Origin of the sequence: Klebsiella sp. K4, from assembly GCF_014596785.2 — a bacterium.
Taxonomy (GTDB): Bacteria; Pseudomonadota; Gammaproteobacteria; order Enterobacterales; family Enterobacteriaceae; genus Klebsiella; species Klebsiella pneumoniae.
Genome location: NZ_CP115021.1, coordinates 3,998,416 through 4,016,763 on the forward strand (window position 1 = coordinate 3,998,416; position 18,348 = coordinate 4,016,763).

At 57.8% G+C, this 18,348-nt stretch carries 22 protein-coding genes, 1 tRNA gene and 1 pseudogene; 15 read left to right on the forward strand and 9 right to left on the reverse strand.

Going from position 1 to position 18,348, the window contains the following annotated elements; genetic code table 11:
- Positions 1-146: 146 nt before the first annotated feature.
- Entirely contained in the window at positions 147-809 is a 663-nt protein-coding gene (locus tag IB144_RS19815; RefSeq protein WP_002892378.1) for a LuxR C-terminal-related transcriptional regulator, read from the forward strand.
- A complete protein-coding gene (locus tag IB144_RS19820) occupies positions 787-1,092 on the forward strand; it encodes a hypothetical protein (RefSeq protein WP_004191501.1) in 306 nt (101 codons plus the stop codon). The genes IB144_RS19815 and IB144_RS19820 overlap by 23 nt, the downstream gene beginning before the upstream one ends.
- 52 nt (positions 1,093-1,144) lie before the next feature.
- Here IB144_RS19820 and IB144_RS19825 read toward each other — a convergent pair whose 3' ends face one another.
- Both IB144_RS19825 and IB144_RS19830 read right to left on the reverse strand, forming a co-directional pair.
- Positions 1,145-2,449, reverse strand: a complete 1,305-nt coding sequence (locus tag IB144_RS19825) for a citrate synthase (RefSeq protein WP_065888882.1) — start codon at positions 2,447-2,449, stop codon at positions 1,145-1,147.
- A 45-nt stretch (positions 2,450-2,494) separates the two neighbouring features.
- On the reverse strand, positions 2,495-2,635 hold the full coding sequence (locus IB144_RS19830; protein ID WP_004142684.1) for a hypothetical protein: 141 nt from the start codon (positions 2,633-2,635) through the stop codon (positions 2,495-2,497).
- A 324-nt stretch (positions 2,636-2,959) separates the two neighbouring features.
- Here IB144_RS19830 and IB144_RS19835 point away from each other — a divergent pair, with 324 nt between their 5' ends.
- A complete protein-coding gene (locus IB144_RS19835) occupies positions 2,960-3,130 on the forward strand; it encodes a hypothetical protein (RefSeq protein ID WP_002892370.1) in 171 nt (56 codons plus the stop codon).
- 78 nt (positions 3,131-3,208) lie between these two features.
- Here the strand turns inward: IB144_RS19835 and uraH are convergent, their stop codons facing one another.
- Together uraH and IB144_RS19845 are read right to left on the reverse strand one after the other, a co-directional pair.
- The gene (gene uraH / locus IB144_RS19840; protein WP_002892366.1) at positions 3,209-3,610 is read right to left on the reverse strand and encodes a hydroxyisourate hydrolase; all 402 of its coding nucleotides are present in this window, start codon (positions 3,608-3,610) and stop codon (positions 3,209-3,211) included.
- Between the two features lie 395 nt (positions 3,611-4,005).
- Entirely contained in the window at positions 4,006-4,299 is a 294-nt protein-coding gene (locus IB144_RS19845; RefSeq protein ID WP_002892360.1) for a hypothetical protein, read from the reverse strand.
- Between the two features lie 277 nt (positions 4,300-4,576).
- On the opposite strand from IB144_RS19845, the pseudogene IB144_RS19850 reads away from it, so the two are divergent.
- Positions 4,577-4,742 (forward strand): annotated as a pseudogene (locus IB144_RS19850) (hypothetical protein); the annotation flags it as partial.
- Between the two features lie 19 nt (positions 4,743-4,761).
- On the opposite strand, the gene IB144_RS19855 reads toward IB144_RS19850, so the two are convergent.
- Positions 4,762-4,838, reverse strand: a tRNA-Arg gene (locus tag IB144_RS19855).
- Between the two features lie 338 nt (positions 4,839-5,176).
- Between IB144_RS19855 and folD the strand changes: the two genes are divergently transcribed.
- Both folD and ybcJ read left to right on the forward strand, forming a co-directional pair.
- Positions 5,177-6,043: a bifunctional methylenetetrahydrofolate dehydrogenase/methenyltetrahydrofolate cyclohydrolase FolD gene (folD, locus tag IB144_RS19860; RefSeq protein WP_004143017.1), complete on the forward strand. Its 867-nt coding sequence runs from the start codon at positions 5,177-5,179 to the stop codon at positions 6,041-6,043.
- 1 nt (position 6,044) lies between these two features.
- A complete protein-coding gene (ybcJ, locus tag IB144_RS19865; RefSeq protein ID WP_004143016.1) occupies positions 6,045-6,257 on the forward strand; it encodes a ribosome-associated protein YbcJ in 213 nt (70 codons plus the stop codon).
- A 45-nt stretch (positions 6,258-6,302) separates the two neighbouring features.
- On the opposite strand, the gene cysS is transcribed toward ybcJ, so the two are convergent.
- Positions 6,303-7,688, reverse strand: coding sequence for a cysteine--tRNA ligase (gene cysS / locus IB144_RS19870; protein WP_004143010.1), 1,386 nt, complete (start codon positions 7,686-7,688; stop codon positions 6,303-6,305).
- Between the two features lie 175 nt (positions 7,689-7,863).
- On the opposite strand from cysS, the gene ppiB reads away from it, so the two are divergent.
- The 6 genes from ppiB (at position 7,864) to mnmH (ending at position 12,388) form a co-directional block, all read left to right on the forward strand.
- Positions 7,864-8,358, forward strand: coding sequence for a peptidylprolyl isomerase B (ppiB, locus tag IB144_RS19875; RefSeq protein ID WP_004151319.1), 495 nt, complete (start codon positions 7,864-7,866; stop codon positions 8,356-8,358).
- Between the two features lie 3 nt (positions 8,359-8,361).
- Positions 8,362-9,084: a UDP-2,3-diacylglucosamine diphosphatase gene (gene lpxH, locus IB144_RS19880; RefSeq protein ID WP_049186055.1), complete on the forward strand. Its 723-nt coding sequence runs from the start codon at positions 8,362-8,364 to the stop codon at positions 9,082-9,084.
- Positions 9,085-9,191: 107 nt separating this feature from the next.
- Positions 9,192-9,530: a hypothetical protein gene (locus IB144_RS19885; RefSeq protein ID WP_023158865.1), complete on the forward strand. Its 339-nt coding sequence runs from the start codon at positions 9,192-9,194 to the stop codon at positions 9,528-9,530.
- 96 nt (positions 9,531-9,626) lie between these two features.
- A complete protein-coding gene (purE, locus tag IB144_RS19890) occupies positions 9,627-10,136 on the forward strand; it encodes a 5-(carboxyamino)imidazole ribonucleotide mutase (protein WP_004151322.1) in 510 nt (169 codons plus the stop codon).
- Positions 10,133-11,200: a 5-(carboxyamino)imidazole ribonucleotide synthase gene (purK, locus tag IB144_RS19895; protein ID WP_004143002.1), complete on the forward strand. Its 1,068-nt coding sequence runs from the start codon at positions 10,133-10,135 to the stop codon at positions 11,198-11,200. Before purE ends, purK begins: the two co-directional genes overlap by 4 nt.
- A gap of 111 nt (positions 11,201-11,311) precedes the next feature.
- The gene (gene mnmH, locus IB144_RS19900) at positions 11,312-12,388 is read left to right on the forward strand and encodes a tRNA 2-selenouridine(34) synthase MnmH (protein ID WP_049186056.1); all 1,077 of its coding nucleotides are present in this window, start codon (positions 11,312-11,314) and stop codon (positions 12,386-12,388) included.
- Between the two features lie 107 nt (positions 12,389-12,495).
- Here the strand turns inward: mnmH and IB144_RS19905 are convergent, their stop codons facing one another.
- Positions 12,496-13,641, reverse strand: coding sequence for a porin (locus IB144_RS19905; protein ID WP_004142997.1), 1,146 nt, complete (start codon positions 13,639-13,641; stop codon positions 12,496-12,498).
- A 91-nt stretch (positions 13,642-13,732) separates the two neighbouring features.
- On the opposite strand from IB144_RS19905, the gene IB144_RS19910 reads away from it, so the two are divergent.
- A complete protein-coding gene (locus IB144_RS19910; RefSeq protein ID WP_004219504.1) occupies positions 13,733-13,846 on the forward strand; it encodes a hypothetical protein in 114 nt (37 codons plus the stop codon).
- Here the strand turns inward: IB144_RS19910 and ybbP are convergent.
- Positions 13,823-16,237, reverse strand: a complete 2,415-nt coding sequence (gene ybbP / locus IB144_RS19915) for a putative ABC transporter permease subunit YbbP (RefSeq protein ID WP_038432013.1) — start codon at positions 16,235-16,237, stop codon at positions 13,823-13,825. The genes IB144_RS19910 and ybbP overlap by 24 nt on opposite strands.
- Positions 16,234-16,920, reverse strand: coding sequence for a putative ABC transporter ATP-binding protein YbbA (gene ybbA, locus IB144_RS19920; protein ID WP_004146399.1), 687 nt, complete (start codon positions 16,918-16,920; stop codon positions 16,234-16,236). The genes ybbP and ybbA overlap by 4 nt, the downstream gene beginning before the upstream one ends.
- Between ybbA and tesA the strand changes: the two genes are divergently transcribed.
- Together tesA and IB144_RS19930 are read left to right on the forward strand one after the other, a co-directional pair.
- Positions 16,891-17,514, forward strand: a complete 624-nt coding sequence (gene tesA / locus IB144_RS19925; protein WP_004196998.1) for a multifunctional acyl-CoA thioesterase I/protease I/lysophospholipase L1 — start codon at positions 16,891-16,893, stop codon at positions 17,512-17,514. The two genes, ybbA and tesA, sit on opposite strands and share 30 nt — an antisense overlap.
- Positions 17,504-18,313, forward strand: coding sequence for an SDR family oxidoreductase (locus IB144_RS19930; RefSeq protein WP_009484702.1), 810 nt, complete (start codon positions 17,504-17,506; stop codon positions 18,311-18,313). The genes tesA and IB144_RS19930 overlap by 11 nt, the downstream gene beginning before the upstream one ends.
- The last annotated feature ends 35 nt before the right edge of the window (positions 18,314-18,348 follow it).

Below are 18,348 nucleotides of genomic sequence, written 5' to 3' on the forward strand. Positions count from 1 at the left end.
ACCCTCATTATTAACCACCTCCTCCCACGTTCTCCCCCCTGGATTGAAAGCGCAGGGAGTATGTTATTTCTGGCGGGTATTCTCTACAGTAAATTGTCGAATCAGGCAGGACAGCATGCACAGCGTATTTATGCCAGGAGGTCATTATGTTGATCTGCATTGCGGATTCAGAATATTTTAATATTGCCCTGAAAGCGTATATTAATGAACCAAACAGCAAGCCTCTGGATATTAAAGAAATACTCTGTTACCCGTTTAGTGGACAGAGTGAGATGTTCTATACTTTTTTTGCGACCGATGCCGGAGCCCGGCTAAGCACCATCCTTATTGATTACAGCAGCGTCAGCATCGAAGTACTGCAGGTCGCGCTCAGTTTAAAATCGTTTAATCCCCTGATCCGGATCTTTATTTTTGCCAAATCAGGCTACCCGTTGAGCGAGCTCGAACGCAGCCTCGCCATTGTGCTCGGCGCAGAGTTCATCACCAGTTTTGCCGGGCTCAGCGCTGCCCTTGCCCGCGGTCCGCGCTTGACATCGCCCCCCGCCGACAAGCTCTATATCGCCATACCTGACAGCTATAACCTGACCCGTAAGGAAACTTTTTTAATCAGCCTGCTGATGGGGGGAATGCCGTTGTGTCACGTGGCCAGCACCATGCAGCTCACGATCAAACGGGTCTACTACTACCGTTCACGCGTCCTTAGCAAGCTGGCGGTGAAAAATAACGTGGAACTGATGAACAAAGTTCAGGGGATGGTGTTGCGCCACTACCGACAGGAGACAGGCCATGAAATCGTATCTCTACGCTAAAAATCGCCTCATGTTGATTATCCTGAGCTGGCTAAGCGCAGACGAGGCGTTGCCATCTCGTCATGATTTCCAGCAGACTGAAACCATCCTCAGCACCCTGCATATACCGTATGTGCTGAAGCCCGACCTTGATCAACTGAGAGCTACGCTACAGCCATTACTCGCCACGCCCAGGCCGCAGGCCTGTGAGGTAGGCGCTTTTCTCAGCGCCCTGTTGGCGCTGTATACCCGGTTAACCGAATATACCGCCGTCGAGCACTATCTGCTCTCCCGGCATCTCTGAGTAGTAACCCGCCTGGGCAGGAAGACGCCGCGCGCCTCCTGCCTGTAAGGCATTACCTTAGCTCAGCAGACCGCTCGCCGCGTCGGGAGACGTAATCCCGATAGCCCTCGCCAACGTAAATCTGCCGTGGCCGGTAGATGGTCAGCGGCGCCTGGTGCATCTCGTTCCAGTGCGCCACCCAACCGACCGTCCGACCGACCGCGGTGACCAGCGCAAACATTGACGAAGGCAGATTCATCGCTTTAAGGATCACCGCGGTATAGAAATCCACGCTTGGCGACAGGCCATTGTCCACAAAATAGGGGTCGGTCAGCGCCACGTCCTCAAGGGCCATCGCCACCTGCAGCAGGCGGTCGGACATGCCTACCTCCGCCAGCACCCGATGGCTGGTTTCACGCAGGATATCGGCGCGCGGGTCACGGTGACGGTAGCGCGAGTTGCCAAAACCCAGCCGGCGAAATGCCTGCGGATCGCGCTTCGCCTGGCGCAGAAACGCCGGAACCTGATCGACGCTTTCAATCTCCTCCAGCATTCGCATGCTCGATTCATTTGCTCCGCCATGCATCGGCCCCCACAGCGACGCCAGCCCGGCGGCGACGCAGGCGAATAAGTTCGCCCCGGAGGAGCCCGCCGCGCGCACCGTAGTGGTCGAGGCGCACTGCCCGTGATCGGCATGCAGCACCAGGATCTGGTTCATCGCCTGCTCGATAACCGGATTGAGAACGTATTTTTCCGCCGGGATAGCAAACAGCATCTGCAGGAAATTACCGGCATAGGAGAGATCGTTGCGCGGATACGCCGCGGGTTGCTCAATGGTGTACTTGTAGCTCATGGCGGCGATAGTGGGCATTTTCGACAGCAGCCGGGTGGCGGCCAGCGCCCGGTGCTGCGGATTTTCCACGTCCAGGACGTCATGATAAAACGCGGCCAGCGCCCCCACCAGTGCGCACATCAGCGCCATCGGGTGCGAGTCGCGACGAAAGCCGCTGCACATGCGGGCTATCTGCTCATGGACCAGAGTATGGCGGGTGATGGTCTCGCGAAAGGTTTGATAGCTGGCCTCATCCGGCGCGTCACCGTTCAGCATGATGTAGGCCACTTCGAGAAAATCGCACTGGCGAGCCAGCTGATCCACCGGATAGCCGCGGTGCAATAGCACGCTGTTTTCCGTATCGATCCACGAGATCGCCGACTGGCATCCGGCGGTGTTGGCGAAGCCGGGGTCATAGCTGCAGAATCCGGACTGATTTAGCCCGCGCATATCGACTCCCACCGGCCCCCGCGTTCCCGGCACCTGCGGCAGGGCGATGGGCGGTTGTTGTCCGGCAAAAGAAAGCGTTAACGGTGTAGTGCTCATCCTGTTAGTCCCCCAGCAAGCTTATCAGCGACCCGAAGTCATTCTTCAGGCGGAAAGACCAACATAACCAATGTGATGCAGCTTATTCATTGATGTCATCACTATAACCCTGACAAAGAGGATATTTTGCTGGCCTTCACGGGGAAACAGGCCGTCTTTCCCCAGCCCACCGCCGGATAGCGGCACAAATCGCCAAGGATAAAGGCGATCATCGCTGTCAAAATTTACGTTGAGTAAAGAAAGGATGAAGAGGAGCTACCATGAATTTTGTGCTGTCGATGACCCTTATCTGCATCGCCATCGCCTGGCTGATGATGAGCCTCCTGCCGGTGTAGATGCACCGCTAACCGCCACGCCAGTGGTCTGGATAACCCCTCCTTCAATTGATTTCCGCCGTGGTCTTCGCCTCTGAGGTTTCACAAGAGCCATATAAGAAGTACTGGTTGCATATCAGGCTGTTGCGTTTCCCCGCCGAGGGGTAGGCTAAAGGCCCACTGTTAAGGAGGTGATATGTCTGGACTGATCAATCCACATGCGGCCCCGGAAGAAGCAGCCTATGCGCTGCTGATTGAGCTCGTTCGCGCCCAGCGCGTGCCGCAATATGAAGGCGAAATTTCCGGCCTGCTGGCGATGTACGACGAAGCCGTTAAACACTTTAAAGAGAAAGAGACCGAGCGTTAGGCGTGGACATCGTGGTGCGAGGAAAGCGTGACGCCTGCGGAAGCCGCGCAGGCGTTGGCTGGATAGCGGCTTGGGTCATCAGCTGCCGCGGTAGGTAGAGTATCCGTACTGACTGAGCAGCAGCGGGATATGCAGTTTTTGATTTTGCTTTGTGACATTGAAAATAACCGGAATCACCGGGAAGAACGTATTCATATTTTGGCTTTTAAAATAGTCACCAGTTTTAAACGTCACTTTATACACCCCCGGCTCCATATTCTCCGCCTGCGGATAGAGCGACTTAATCCGCCCATCGGCATCCGTTTTACCGGTGGCGATATGCTGCCAGCTCTCCCCCTGCTGTTTATCCAGCTCAATCTGCACCCCTGGTGAAGGGAGCCCGGTTTGCTGATTAAGAATGTGTACGCTGAGCGTCCCCTCTGGCGCCGCCAGCGCGCTGAAGCTGAGCAGAGAAATTACGGAGGCGATAACTAATTTCATAATCGTGACCTTATTGGGCAAGTGAAAGTGCCCTAACTATAGTCAGCGCGGCGGGGAAAAAAATTAAACTTTTTGTTATCAGTTTGAGTTGATGGGTACTGTCTCCACACACAACACGCTGAACCGGTTTCCTCGTAAGAAGAGGAAGTGTCTTATGAGTAGGTAGCCCCGTGCTCTTAGTAACAGGATACGGTGACACTAAGTCTATCAGGCAGTGGAAATAGATTTGCTGGGTTCAAATATCACAAGGTAAAAAGATATACGCCGTGGCCTCTGCCGCCTCTACCAGAACAGTGCTTACTGCAAATGGGCTGCAGTATTCGAAATAATCATTTAATATTATTTAAACTACTATTCCAGTGTAAGTAATCACCTGGTTCAGATATTGATCGTTATCATTGATTCTCTTGTCGCCACGCCTTAACCATCTCCTTTGTTACCTCTTTCTTGTAGCAAATAGGTGAGTACCCACCAGCTTTGCTCCAGGCACTGCGGCCACCGCACGAGCTGCCGTTCCGGGCGGTATTGAAGGGACAGGCACAAGTACCGGGGTAGGATGCGACAGAGTCATCAATAATCCTTTGACTGACCTGATCATCGCTTAAGGAATTCGATTTGGCGATGGAAATATCTGATGCAAAGACGCACACAACAGCGAATACGGAGATGGCGACGAATTTGATGTTCATTCGGATCTTTCCAGGCAGTGGATGAACATCGAGGGTATGCTTTCAAATAGTGTTCAATATTGATCTATAACAACTGTACTTCACGCCAGCTTAAAATGCGATATTTAACCCAGTCAGACAGAACCTAAAGCTATAATGACTATTAGCCTGTTACCGGCAACATATTTTCACATTCCTGCAGAGCGCTTATTCTGCACTCAGCTATAACCAGCATTAACCATTCTGTTCGATATTACAGAGCAGTAATGCTGTACTCTGACTGGCCATCGTCCGACAGATACTACAAGACATTAGAATCATCGAAATGGTCCGTCGATATGCTCACCTGGCACCTAACCATTTAACTGAGCACGCACGTCAAATTGACTCAATTTTTGCAAATTTTTGCAGAAGATGTCCCAAATATGTCCCACAAGGAAAAATCAGCGACTGGAGGAAGTTGATAAGTGATTGATTATTAAATGGCACGCCCTACAGGATTCGAACCTGTGACCTACGGCTTAGAAGGCCGTTGCTCTATCCAGCTGAGCTAAGGGCGCCCTGAGAAGCGAGTGCTTCGCGGAGTGAAACGCGTGGAATTATACGGTCCACGTCGGTTGAGTCAATCCATTTTGCCAGGAAACTGCGGGCTTATACGACGCTGGCGAAATATCCCCCACCAACTGTACAAGAAGCATACCGCTGGGGCTCGTGCGCGCGTAAATCGACTCAGTGGCCAGGCGCAACGCACCTATAACCATGCAATTACTATGGCCATAACAGGCTAAATTAGCCTCAGACAAGATAAAACAGCAAACGAGGACTGACAGCGAGGCCCGCTTCTGACAAAATATCCTTATCCCCCTTTCGTAAAGATACAGATGGAATCCTCTCTCTGATGGCAGCAAAAATTATTGACGGTAAAACGATTGCGCAGCAGGTACGCTCTGAGGTTGCGGAAAAAGTGAAGGCTCGCGTTGCGGCCGGAAAACGCGCCCCTGGGCTGGCCGTCGTGCTGGTCGGCAGCAACCCGGCCTCGCAGATTTATGTCGGCAGCAAGCGCAAAGCATGTGAAGAAGTGGGCTTCGTCTCCCGCTCTTACGATCTCCCGGAAACCACCAGCGAAGCCGAGCTGCTGGAGCTTATCGACACTCTGAATGCCGATAAGACCATCGACGGTATTCTGGTTCAGCTGCCCCTGCCGGCAGGGATCGATAACGTCAAAGTTCTCGAGCGCATCGCGCCGGATAAAGACGTCGACGGCTTCCATCCTTACAACGTTGGCCGCCTGTGCCAGCGCGCGCCGCGCCTGCGTCCGTGCACTCCGCGCGGTATCGTGACCTTGCTGGAACGCTACAATATCGACACCTACGGCCTCAATGCGGTGGTCATTGGCGCCTCCAATATCGTCGGTCGCCCGATGAGCATGGAGCTGCTGCTGGCCGGCTGCACCACCACCGTCACCCACCGCTTTACAAAAAACCTGCGCCATCATGTCGAAAACGCCGACCTGCTGATCGTCGCGGTGGGCAAACCGGGCTTTATTCCTGGCGAGTGGATTAAAGAAGGGGCGATTGTGGTCGATGTCGGCATCAACCGTCTGGAAAGCGGCAAAGTGGTCGGCGACGTGGTGTATGAAGATGCCGCCGAACGCGCGTCCTACATCACCCCGGTTCCCGGCGGCGTTGGCCCGATGACCGTCGCCACCCTGATCCAGAACACGCTGCAGGCGTGCGAAGAGTATCACGACGTTGAGGAGGCCTGAGATGGCGACATTTTCCTTAGGTAAACACCCGCACGTTGAGCTGTGCGATCTGCTGAAGCTGGAAGGCTGGAGCGAAAGCGGCGCCCAGGCGAAGATCGCCATCGCCGACGGGCTGGTAAAAGTCGACGGCGCGGTGGAAACCCGCAAACGCTGCAAAATCGTCGCTGGTCAGACGGTGAGCTTTGAAGGCCAGAGCGTGACCGTCACGGCCTGACAACGAAAAGAAAAACGCCCGCTTTTGCGGGCGTTTTTTTATGGCTTACTTCCGGCGCCAGGTGGTGCCCTGCGGGCCATCTTCCAGCACAATGCCCATCTCGTTGAGACGGTCGCGCGCCGCATCCGCCGCCGCCCAGTCTTTCGCTTTGCGCGCGTCCAGACGCTGCTGGATGAGCGATTCGATCTCCGCCACTTCCGCGTCGTCAACCTGCGCGCCGCTCTGCAGGAACGCCTCCGGCTCCTGCTCCAGTAGACCCAGCACCGCAGCAAGCTTACGCAGGTGGGCCGCCATGGCGTTCGCCGCGGCCGCGTCCTCGGTTTTCAGGCGGTTTACTTCACGCGCCATATCGAACAGCACCGAATAGGCTTCCGGGGTGTTGAAGTCGTCGTCCATCGCCTCGATAAAGCGTGCTTCGAAGGCTTCGCCCCCCGCCGCGTCGACGGATTTGTCCGTCCCGCGCAGCGCGGTGTACAGACGCTCCAGCGCCGAACGCGCCTGCTTGAGGTTCTCTTCGCTGTAGTTCAGCTGGCTGCGATAGTGGCCGGACATCAGGAAGTAGCGAATCGTCTCCGCATCGTAATACTTCAGCACGTCGCGGACGGTAAAGAAATTACCCAGCGATTTCGACATCTTCTCGCGGTCAACCATCACCATGCCGGAGTGCATCCAGTAGTTGACGTATTCGCCGTCGTGGGCGCAGGTGGACTGGGCGATTTCGTTTTCATGGTGCGGGAACATCAGATCCGAACCGCCGCCGTGAATATCGAAGTGGTTGCCAAGCTGCTTGCAGTTCATCGCCGAGCACTCGATATGCCAGCCCGGACGGCCCGCGCCCCACGGCGACGGCCAGCTCGGCTCGCCCTCTTTCGACATTTTCCACAGGACGAAGTCCATCGGGTTACGCTTGACGTCAACCACGTCGACGCGCGCCCCCGCCTGCAGTTGATCGAGATCCTGACGCGACAGCAAACCGTAGTTCGGGTCCGTCGGCACGTCGAACATCACGTCACCGTTATCTGCCACGTAAGCATGGCCTTTGGCGATCAGCTGCTCGGTGATCTCAATGATCTCCGCAATATGGTGCGTTGCGCGCGGCTCGCTGTCGGGACGCAGAATATTCAGCGCGTCAAAATCTTTGTGCATTTCGGCAATCATGCGATCGACCAGCGCGACAAAGCTTTCGCCGTTTTCATTAGCGCGCTTAATGATTTTGTCGTCGATATCGGTGATATTGCGCACGTACTTCAGCTTATAGCCGAGAAAACGCAGATAGCGCGCCACGACGTCAAAGGAGACGAAGGTACGTCCATGGCCGATATGACAGAGATCGTAAACGGTAATACCACACACGTACATGCCGACTTCCCCGGCATGGATAGGTTTAAATTCCTCTTTCTGGCGCGTCAGTGTATTAAAAATTTTTAACATCGAAGATTCCGTGTAGACGTGTGTGGGTAATGAAGTCTCTATAATACCCATAATTCAGACCGGACGCAGCACACATTGCAAGGTGCATCGACCCCCGCGGTTATGCTATAACACCCCCCTATATCTCACCCGACACCGGGTGCTGGCACCACACTCATCGGAACAGGATGCAAAAATGGTTACTTTCCACACCAATCATGGCGATATCGTAATCAAAACGTTTGACGACAAAGCGCCGGAAACAGTTAAAAACTTCCTGGACTACTGCCGCGAAGGTTTCTACGACAACACCATTTTCCACCGTGTTATCAACGGCTTCATGATTCAGGGCGGCGGTTTTGAACCTGGCATGAAACAAAAAGCGACCAAATCTCCGATTCAGAACGAAGCGAACAACGGTCTGAAAAACACCCGCGGCACGCTGGCGATGGCCCGTACTCAGGCGCCGCACTCTGCCACCGCGCAGTTCTTCATCAACGTGGTTGACAACGACTTCCTGAACTTCTCCGGCGAAAGCCTGCAGGGTTGGGGCTACTGCGTCTTCGCGGAAGTGGTTGAAGGCATGGACGTGGTGGACAAAATCAAAGCGGTTGCCACCGGCCGCAGCGGCATGCACCAGGATGTGCCGAAAGATGATGTGATCATCAAAAGCGTCACCGTCAGCGAGTAATTCGTGGCGACACTTTTTATTGCAGATTTGCACCTGCAAACAGAAGAACCGGCGATCACCGCCGGTTTTCTGCGTTTTTTACAGGGCGAAGCCCGCCAGGCAGACGCTCTGTATATCCTTGGCGATCTGTTTGAGGCATGGATCGGCGATGACGATCCTAACCCGCTGCACCAACAAATTGCCTCGGCAATCAAAGCCGTCGTCGACGCCGGCGTGCCGTGCTACTTCATCCATGGCAACCGCGATTTTCTCGTCGGCCAGCGCTTTGCCCGCCAGAGCGGGATGCTCCTGCTCGCCGAAGAAGAGCGACTGGACCTCTATGGCCGTGAAGTCTTGATCATGCATGGCGACACACTGTGCACCGATGACCAAGGCTATCTGGCGTTTCGCGCCAAAGTCCACACCCCGTGGATCCAGCGTCTGTTCCTGGCCCTGCCGCTGTTTATCCGCCGTCGCATCGCCACCCGCATGCGCGCCGACAGCAAAGCCGCCAACAGCAGTAAATCAATGGAAATTATGGATGTAAATCCACAGGCGGTAGTTGACGCAATGGAGCGGCATCACGTGCAGTGGCTGATCCACGGCCATACCCATCGCCCGGCGGTCCATGAACTGCAGGCCAACGGCCAACCCGCATGGCGTGTGGTACTTGGCGCCTGGCACAGCGAAGGTTCGATGGTCAAGGTGACGCCGGACGACGTCGAACTAATCCACTTTCCGTTCTAATTCCTGCGCGAGCACAATTCCGAAAGCGCCTTTTGCCCGGGCGAAGGTGCGCGCTTCCCCCCGCCCTGCATGCTAGTCTTCCACAACGTCACTCTCAAGGAACGAGCATGAGCAGGAAAAAGTGGAGTCAGCCGCTGATGTGGGGAATGATCATCGCGATCCTCAACCCGTTAGGGGTAAGTTATATCGCCTTAATCGGCGTCGTTATCGGCAACACGCTGACGTTTGTCTGGTGTGCGATGCTGGCGTGGGCTATCTATTTTTATGCCATTTATTTGCTCTGCACCCGCCCTCACGATAGCCGGCTGGTACAAATCTATTTACTGCTTATGGGCACCCTGATGCTCCCGTGGGGGGGAGTGCTGCTTATCACCTGTATCATGAGGGAGATAAAGGTCAATCAGGCACCCACGCCATCACCTCCAGGCGAGACAAAAGACGGCTAACCATGCGCACGCAACCGTTTTCCTTGCTGGCAGTTCATGCTATTCTCTGTGGCCTCTAAAGCAGTGTGAAACACACCCACAGGAGTTTTAAGACGCATGTCTTCCCGCAATAATTCGGCGCGTATCGCCATCGTGATGGGGTCCAAAAGCGACTGGGCTACCATGCAATTTACCGCAGAAATCCTTGATGCCCTGAACGTTCCGTACCATGTCGAAGTGGTCTCCGCCCACCGCACGCCCGATAAGCTGTTCAGCTTTGCTGAAAGCGCCGAAAGCCACGGTTATCAGGTGATTATTGCCGGAGCAGGCGGCGCGGCGCATCTGCCGGGCATGATTGCGGCGAAAACCCTGGTGCCGGTGCTCGGCGTACCGGTTCAGAGCGCAGCCTTAAGCGGTGTCGACAGCCTCTACTCCATTGTGCAGATGCCGCGCGGCATTCCGGTCGGTACCCTGGCCATCGGCAAAGCTGGCGCTGCGAACGCCGGCCTGCTCGCCGCGCAGATCCTTGCCCAGCACGATGCTGAACTGCACCAGCGCCTGAGCGCCTGGCGTCAGGCGCAAACCGATGAAGTGCTGGATAATCCGGATCCGCGGGGTGCGGCATGAAACAGGTATGCGTGCTCGGTAACGGCCAGTTAGGCCGTATGCTGCGCCAGGCCGGCGAGCCGCTGGGCATCGCCGTCTGGCCGGTGGGGCTGGAAGCCGACCCGGAAGCGGTGCCGTTCCAGCAGAGCGTCATCACGGCAGAAATTGAACGCTGGCCGGAAACCGCCCTCACCCGCGAGCTGGCCCGCCACCCGGCGTTCGTCAACCGCGATGTCTTCCCGATTATCGCCGACCGCCTGACGCAAAAGCAGCTGTTTGACAAGCTTGGCCTCGCCACCGCCCCGTGGCAGCTGCTGGCGGATAAAAGCGAGTGGCCGGCGGTGTTTGCTCGCCTTGGCGAACTGGCGATCGTTAAGCGTCGCGTTGGCGGTTACGACGGCCGCGGCCAGTGGCGTCTGCGGGAAAACGAGATCGATCAGCTACCGGCCGATAACTACGGCGAGTGCATCGTCGAGCAGGGGATTAACTTCTCCGGCGAGGTATCGCTGGTGGGCGCCCGCGCTCATGACGGTAGCACCGTCTTCTACCCGCTGACCCGTAACCTGCATCAGGACGGTATTCTGCGCGCCAGCGTCGCCTTCCCGCAGGCCAACGCTCGCCAGCAGGAACAGGCGGAAAGCATGCTGACGGCGATCATGAACGAGCTGAACTATGTCGGCGTGATGGCGATGGAGTGCTTCGTTACCGCCGAGGGGCTGCTGATTAACGAGCTGGCTCCGCGGGTGCACAACAGCGGCCACTGGACGCAGAACGGGGCGTCTATCAGCCAGTTCGAGCTGCATCTGCGGGCGATTACCGGCCTGCCGCTGCCGCCGCCGGTGGTCAACAGCCCGTCGGTGATGATCAACCTGATCGGCACCGATCTTAACTACGACTGGCTGAAGCTGCCGCTGGTGCACCTGCACTGGTATGACAAAGAGGTGCGCCCGGGTCGTAAAGTCGGCCACCTGAACCTCACCGACAGCGATACCGATCGCCTGAGCGCGACGCTGGAAGCGATCAAGCCGCTGCTGCCGCCGGAGTACACCAGCGGCCTGTTCTGGGCGCAATCGCAGCTCAGCTAAGCCCTTCGTGCCGGGGATTTGATCTATCCCCTTCCCCGGCACACCTTGAGGCGCGTACAATCCCCCCCTTGCTGTAAAGCTCATTTCTGTTTTGACTTCAGAGGATACCCCATGACCAATGGGACGGATTATCGCGCCATTCTCGCCAGCGATACGCCACTGATTGACGTACGCGCCCCGGTGGAGTTTAGCCAAAGCGCGATGCCGGCGGCGATCAACCTGCCGCTGATGAATGATGAAGAACGCGCCGCGGTCGGCACCTGCTACAAGCGTCAGGGGCCGGAAGCGGCGCTGGCGCTCGGCCATAAACTGGTCCAGGGTGACCTGCGCGCCAGCCGTACTCAGGCGTGGCTGGAAGCGTGCGCCCGTTACCCACACGGTTACCTGTGCTGCGCCCGCGGCGGCCAGCGCTCGCATATCGTCCAGCAGTGGCTGAAAGAAGCTGGCGTGGATTACCCCCTGATCGTCGGCGGCTATAAAGCGCTACGCCAGGCGGCGATCCAGGCCACCGACGAACTGGTGCAGCGCCCGATCGTGCTGATTGGCGGCTGCACCGGCAACGGTAAAACTCAGCTGGTCTGCTCGCGCCCGGACGGTATCGACCTGGAAGGGCTTGCTCATCACCGCGGTTCTTCATTCGGTCGAACCCTGCAGGATCAGCATCCGCAGGCCACCTTTGAAAACCACCTGGCGGTCAGCCTGCTTAAAAAAGCCGAACAGCAGACCCGCTGGGTGCTGGAAGATGAAGGCCATATGATCGGCGCCAATCATCTACCGGAGAGCCTGCGCCTCCGCATGGCGCAGTCGCCGCTGGCGGTGGTGGAAGATCCGTTTGACGTTCGCCTCGAACGGCTGCGCGAAGAGTATTTCGATCGCATGAATCGCGACTTTATCGCCGCGTATGGCGAAAAGAAAGGCTGGCAGGCATACGGCGAGTATCTGCATCACGGCCTGTTTGCCATCCGCCGTCGCCTGGGGCTGCAGCGTTTTGCTCAGCTCACCGAACGGCTCGATGAGGCGCTGGTGCAGCAGCAGCGCACCGCCAGCACCGAGGCGCACTTTGCCTGGCTGGTACCGCTGCTGGAAGAATACTACGACCCGATGTATCGCTATCAGTTGGGGAAAAAAGCCGGGAAAATTCTCTTTCGCGGCAGCTGGCAGGAGGTCGCAGCCTGGCTGGCGAAGTAATCGCATGCTCTATTGTCCCGGCTTGCGGCGTAAACGCCTTAGCCGGGCTACCGGTCGGCGCGATTTGTAGCCACGGTAAGCGCGCGCGACCGGGGAGTTGTGACCGCTTAGAAGTCGTAGCGCAGACGGACCAGGTTCATATCGCCAAGGTTGTCGGTGCTGGAGGTAAACACGTGTTCGTAGTCAACGCGGAAACCGTAATCCAGCTGGAAGCTAATCCCCAGACCGTTATCGATACGCTGATAGTTGCGGCCGTTCACATATTCCAGACGGTCGCCCATAAAGTACGGCTGAATAGATTTAACAGCGTATTGATTGATCGGGAATTTATAGCCCGCAAAATATTCAATCCCCCAGGCGTCACCGGCAAAGTAATTATGCACATCGGTTTTCTTGGTGGTGAGGAAGTTCTGATACCAGCCGCCGCCGAAGGAGAAGGTCCAGTTATCCGGGGTCCAGCTCAGCGCGGTACCGACGATATTCTGGTCATAGGTTTTGCTGTCGGCGCTTGACGGGTCGCGCATTTCCGCGCGGGTGTAGTTCCACGCGGTACCCCAGGTCAGATCCTTCATGATGTGGTAGTCCGCGCCAACAGAACCACCGCCTTTACGCTTGTAGCGCAGGCCGTTACCCGGCAGGTATTCGCTGTCTTCGAACAGATAAGAGCCGTAAAGATCGACATCACCTACAGTTTTCTTATATTTCAGCATATTACGTGAACGATAGGAGCCATCGTAATCGCCATTAATACCGTTCCCCGGGGCCTGACCGATCATATCGTAGTCCCAGATATCGGTTTTCACCCCCACCACATCATAGTAAATGCTGTTCTGCTGCCCGTAGGTTAACGTACCCCAGGTATCGCTTTTCAGGCCGGTATACAGCATGCGGCGGGTGGTATTGTTCGCGCCTTCCGCGTAGTGGTTATCCCAGTCAAACAGCGCCGGAATGTTCACACCCAGCTCATAGTAGCTGATCCAGCTAATATCATCGAACAGGTAGTAATCCGCCGCGAAGCGGAAGCGGGTGCCGCCGTCAAAACCGTTACGCTTATAGGAGCCTTTGTCGCCATCGCCGGTCATCATGTTGAACTGCGGCCGGATACTGCCGCCGACGGTAAAGTTAAGCCGGCTTAACGGATCGCCCGCCTGCGGATCTTGTTTCAGCAGCGTAATCTCCGCGTGGGAAGGCAATGACGTTAACGCTAATGCTGCGCCGATCGAGATCGCCAGCGCTTTTATTGTGTGTGCCATAGTTTTTCCTTGATTAATAAGCCACCTTATATTTTCCAGTTGAATATTAACCGCGAATCAGCATAGCGTGTTGTTGGGTTTTTAATGTTTTGTGCTCTTAAAAATCAATGATTTATCAATTTGTGCGTTTAAAATAAAAGCGCCGCCAAAAACGGCGGCGCATCATCAAAATGCAATATTCTTACTGGCTAAACTGGCGGAATAGCGCTTTCCCTTTTAACAGACGCAGCCCCAGCCCGCCGCCGCACAGGGATAACAACACCGCTCCCGTCAGCGGCAGCAACACCCACAGGCGCCAGTCCGGCGCCCAGGGAAAATCAAAGACTTTCGTCTGCAGCATCGCCAGCGCCACTTCCGCGCCTATCGCCGCCACCAGGCCGGAAACCAGCCCCAGCAGGGCAAACTCCGCCCACAGCGTAGCGCGCAGCAGCGATTTTCCTGCCCCCAGCGTGCGCCAGACCACCAGCTCCTGATGGCGTTGACGCATACCGACCTGCACCTGCGCCAGCAACAGCAGCACGCCGCAGGCCGTCACCAGGCCTACCATCACCTCCAGCGCCCGGCTGACCTGGGAGAGCACCTGGCCGACCTGACGCAGGATGGCGCCGATATCCAGCAGACTGACGGTGGGAAACTCGCGGTTCAGCTGGGTCAACATCGCGGGACCGTTATCCCAGCGGAAGCTGGTGAGCCAGCTCTGCGGCTGCCCGTCCAGCGCCCCGGAGGGGAAAATAAAGAAGAAGTTTGGCCGCAGGCTCTCCCAGTCTACTTTGCGCGCGCTGCTGACCTTCGCGCTGAACTCCTGGGTATCGCCGGTAAAGGTCACTGTATCGCCGATCTTTATCCCCAGCCGCTGCGCCAGCCCCTCCTCAATCGATACCTCGCCCGGCTTCGGCGGCCAGCTGCCGGCGACCAGCGGATTATGATCCGGACGCTGTTCGCTCCAGGTGAGATTAAGCTCGCGATTCAGCGCTTCGTCTTTGTTTCCGTCCGTGGATTGACCGTTGATCTGCGTCAGACGGGCCCGGACGATCGGATAGAATTCCGCCGCCCGCGTCTGGTGTTCGGCAAGGAAGGTCTTCACCGGCACTATCTGCTCAGGGGCGATATTGATCAGAAAGTAGTTCGGGCTCTGCGGGGGCAACTGCTGCTGCCAGCGGTCAAGCAGATCGCCGCGCAGCACCAACAGGAGCGCCAGCAGCATAAACGACAGGGAAAACGCCGCCAGCTGGCTGAGGGTCGACCACGGCTGGCGCAGCAGGCGGTTCACCGCCAGACGCAGCGGCAAGGCTTTGAGCGTCAGGCGTTTGAGCAGCCACAGCAATCCCCAGCCCACCAGGCCGCACAGCAGCGCCAGCAGCACCGCCCCGGCCAGCACCGACCACAGCAGCGGGCTGCCGCCAAGCAGCCAGGCCAACAGGCCCACCACCACGACGCTAACCGCCGGGATCCAGATTTTCAACGGCCAGACGTTAGCCACCACATCCTGACGCAGCACTCGCAGCGGCAGGGTCGCCAGCAGCAGTCGATAGGGTCGCAGGCCCACCAGCAGGGAAATGACGCCTGTCGCCCCGATAGCCCACAGCCACGGCCAACCGCTGGCAGCGGGTAACGCGGCGGGCAGCACCGGTTTGAGCACCAGCAGCAGCAGACGCTCCAGCGCCAGGCCCGCCACCCCGCCGGTTATCACCGACAGCGTCAACAGCAGCAGCCATTGGCCGACGATAAGCTTGCGCAGCTGCGACCGTCCGGCGCCCAGCGTCTTAAGTATGGCGACCAGATCATAGCGGCTGCGGCAGTAGTGGCTCATCGCTACCGCCACTGCGGCGACGGCCAGCAGCAGCGTCAACAGCGCGGATAACAACAGGAATTGCTGCGAGCGTTCGAGGGATTTGCCCAGCGCGCTGTCGTCCTGGTCAAGGCCAATCCAGCGATGCTCCGGGCCGAGCTTCGGCAGCAGCCACTGCTCATAATTGGCCAGCTGTTCAGCGTCGCCGGCGAACTTATAGCGCCATGCGACGCGACTGCCGGGCTGCACGGCCCCGGTTTTTGCCACGTCGGCCATATTCATCATCAGCCGCGGCGCCATCTGGAAGGGGTTAAACCCTGCATCCGGCTCCTGAATCACCTCCCCGGCAATGCGCAGCGTGGCATCGCCAACGTCAATCGTATCGCCGGTTTTCAGGTTCAGGAGCGCCATCAGCCTTGGCGCCAGCAGCACGCTCCCCGCCTGCGGCTTCAGCCCCGGCGGCTGCGTCTCGAGGGTGCCATACAGCGGATAGCGGTCGTCCACCGCCTTAACGTCCGCCAGCTGCGGCGTATCCCCGGCGAACGTCATGGTGGCAAAGCTCAGCTGCTCGCCGACGGTCAACCCTGACTTCCGCGCCTGTGCGATCCACTCGGCGGGTACCTCGCGCGAACTGCGCAGCGTACGGTCGCCGGCCATAAACTCACGGCTTTGCTGGCTAAGGCCTTTCTCCATCCGATCGCTTATCGACCCCAGGGCCAGCACGCAGGCCACGGCGAGGCTTAACGCCAGCCAGACGATCAGCAGCGACGGCGAGCGCCATTCGCGCCAGAACCAGCGGGCGATCATGCTTCCTCCCGCAGCTGGCCATCCACCAGGCGCAGACGGCGATCGCAGCGCGCCGCCAGCAGCGGATCGTGAGTGACGAGGATCAGGGTGGTGCCGTGTTCGCGATTAAGCGAGAACAGCAGATCGGCAATTTTGTCCCCGGTCTGGCGATCGAGGTTGCCGGTGGGCTCATCGGCGAACAGAATGGCCGGGCGCCCGTTAAAGGCCCGGGCCAGCGCCACCCGCTGCTGTTCGCCGCCGGAGAGCTGCGCCGGCAGGTGGTGCAGGCGTTTGCCAAGTCCCAGCTGCTCAAGCAGCGCGCGGGCATCGCCCCGGCTCTGGCTATCGCTGGCGCCGCGCAACAGCGCCGGCAGCTCGACGTTCTCCAGGGCGTTGAGCGTCGGGATCAGCATAAACGACTGAAAAACAAAACCAACGTGCTGCGCCCGCAGCGCCGCCCGAGCCTCTTCATCCATCCGGTGCAGCGGTTTGCCCAGCATCGATACTTCCCCGCTGCTGCCATCGTCGAGGCCGGCGAGGATCGCCAGCAGGGTCGATTTACCGGAACCCGACTCGCCGATCAGGGCGATGGTCTGCCGCGGTTTGACAACCAGCTCAACTCCGGTAAGGATGGAGAGCTGATGCTCCCCCTGACCGACGGACTTCTTAAGATGATGAACTTCAAGTATGTTTTCCGCTGGCATGTGCCTTTCCTGTTGTTGTTCCTGTTTACCTGCCGCGCGATGGCGGCGGACACGCTGCTGATCCTCGGCGACAGCCTGAGCGCTGGCTATCGGATGGCGGCCAACGCCGCCTGGCCGGCGCTGCTCAATGAGCAGTGGCAGGCGAAAACGCCGGTGGTGAACGCCAGCATCAGCGGCGATACCTCGCAGCAGGGGTTGGCTCGCCTGCCAGCGCTGCTTAAGCAGCACCAGCCGCGCTGGGTGCTGGTTGAGCTCGGCGGCAATGACGGACTGCGCGGTTTTCCGCCGCAGCAGACCGAGCAGACGCTGCGCACCATTATTAAAGATATCAAAGCGGCCAACGCCGAGCCGCTGCTGATGCAAATTCACCTGCCGGCGAACTATGGCCGCCGCTATAATGAAGCCTTCGGCGCGATTTACCCGGCCCTGGCCAAAGAATTCGCTATTCCTCTCCTGCCCTTTTTTATGGAGGAGGTCTATCTCAAGCCGCAATGGATGCAGGACGACGGCATTCACCCAAATCGCGACGCGCAGCCGTTTATCGCCGACTGGATGGCGAAGCGGCTGGCTCCCTTAGTTAATCATGACTCCTGAACGCCAGGGGTCGCTGACAGGTAAAGTTATGCAAAAAACGGTTTTAGTGACAGGCTGTTCCAGCGGAATTGGTCTGGAAAGCGCGCTGGATTTAACCCGCCAGGGCTTTCGCGTGCTGGCGGCCTGCCGCAAAGCAGAGGATGTCGCGCGGATGCAGGAGCTGGGGCTAACCGGTATTTTGCTCGATCTGGATGACCCGCAGAGCGTGGAGCGCGCGGCAGCGGAGGTGATTGCGCTGACCGATAATCGTCTCTACGGCCTGTTCAATAACGCCGGGTATGGCGTCTATGGCCCGCTGAACACCATCAGCCGGCAGCAGATGGAACAGCAATTTTCCGCTAACTTTTTCGGCGCGCATCAGCTCACCATGCTGCTGCTGCCGGCGATGACGCCGCACGGCGAAGGGCGCATCGTGATGACCTCCTCGGTGATGGGGCTTATCGCCAGTCCCGGCCGCGGAGCCTATGCCGCCAGTAAATATGCCCTCGAGGCGTGGTCCGACGCGCTGCGCATGGAGCTGCGCCACAGCGGTATTCAGGTCAGCCTGATTGAACCGGGCCCGATCCGCACCCGCTTTACCGATAACGTCAACCAGACGCAAAGCGATAAGCCCGTAGAAAATCCGGGCATCGCCGCCCGCTTTACCCTCGGGCCGGAGGCGGTGGTGGAAAAAGTGCGCCATGCTTTTACCAGCGATAAACCAAAGCTGCGCTATCCGGTCACCCTGGTCACCCACGCGGTGGCGCTGCTTAAGCGCCTGCTGCCTGCCCGCGCGATGGACAAAATTATCCACGGCTGAGTTGAAGCGCGGAATGCCGCCCCCATGTAAAACAG